This window comes from Streptomyces sp. NPDC052016, from assembly GCF_044548445.1.
Taxonomy (GTDB): Bacteria; Actinomycetota; Actinomycetes; order Streptomycetales; family Streptomycetaceae; genus Streptomyces.
Genome location: NZ_JBIUBX010000072.1, coordinates 1 through 1,430 on the forward strand (window position 1 = coordinate 1; position 1,430 = coordinate 1,430).

The 1,430-nt window shown below is 71.5% G+C and carries 1 protein-coding gene; it reads left to right on the forward strand.

Features of this window, described 5'->3' with window-relative positions; translation table 11 throughout:
* Positions 1-1,430 (forward strand): beta-ketoacyl synthase N-terminal-like domain-containing protein (locus ACIHAR_RS39690; protein ID WP_400024135.1); only part of this gene is annotated, 1,430 nt, incomplete at both ends.

Genomic DNA, 1,430 nt, shown 5'->3' on the forward strand with positions numbered 1-1,430 from the left:
TACGCGCCCGAGTACTGGGCGGTTCAGGCCCGCTCGGCGGTGCGTTTCGCCGATGGTGTGGCCGCGTTGGCCGATGCGGGTGTGACGGTGTTCGTGGAGTTGGGTCCGGATGCCACCCTGGCGGGTCTGGCCCGGGAGTGCCTGGCCGAGAAGGCGGACATCGATGCCGTGGTGACACCGGTTCTGCGGCGCGAGCGCCCCGAACAGCGCACCCTGGTCTCCGCCCTGGCGGCCTTGCATGTGCGGGGTGTCACGGTCGACTGGACCTCCCTGCTCCCGGGCACGGACCTCACCGACCTGCCCACCTACGCCTTCCACCGTCGGCCCTACTGGCTCGACGGCTCACCCGTTGCACCCGTCCCGGCCGGGCGAACAGATGTCTCACCGCAGACCCCGCGGCCGGAACCCGCGGGGTCCCGGGGGAGCGAGCTGGAGCTTGTTCGTGCCCACGCGGCGGCGTTGCTCGGCCATGGCTCACCGGGTGACATCGACGTAGACGTGACCTTCAAGGACCTCGGCTTCGACTCCCTCTCGGCCGTGGAACTGCGGAACGCGCTGAGCACGGCCACGGGAATCGCGCTGCCCGCGGGTCTCCTCTTCAACTACCCGACTCCCGCCGTCCTCGCGGACCACCTGCGCGACGAACTGCTCGGCACCAGTCGTGCCACCGAGCTGCACGAGGCTCCGGCACTGGACGAGCCGATCGCGATCGTCGGTATGGCGTGCCGGCTGCCCGGCGGGGTCGCCTCACCTGAGGACCTGTGGCGTCTGGTCATCGCCGGAGGCGATGCCATCGGCGACTTCCCGGCCAACCGTGGCTGGGACCTCGACGCCCTGATCGACCCCGACGGCGAGCGTGTCGGCACGTCCTCGGTGGCCAAGGGCGGTTTCCTCTATGACGCGGACCGGTTCGACGCCGGGTTCTTCGGCATCAGCCCCCGCGAAGCGGCCGCCATGGAACCGCAGCAGCGGCTGCTGCTGGAGACGGCGTGGGAGGCCTTCGAACGCTCCGGCATCGGCCCCGCCGTACTGCGGGGCAGCCGCACCGGCGTGTACGTGGGCGCGACGGCGCAGGAGTACGGACCCCGGCTGCACGAGCCCTCCGGAGGCCACGACGGCCACCTGCTGACGGGCAACACCGCCAGCGTGGCCTCGGGCCGTCTGGCGTACACCTTCGGGCTGGAGGGCCCGGCGGTGACGGTGGACACCGCGTGTTCGTCCTCCCTGGTGGCCCTCCACCTGGCCGCACAGGCGCTGCGCCAGGGCGAGTGCTCCATGGCACTGGCCGGTGGCGTTTCCGTCATGGCCACTCCCGGCATGTTCGTGGAGTTCAGCCGGCAGCGGGGTCTGTCGCCGGACGGGCGGTGCAAGGCGTTCTCGGCCTCCGCCGACGGCACCGGCTGGTCCGAGGGCGTGGGTCTGCTGGTGCT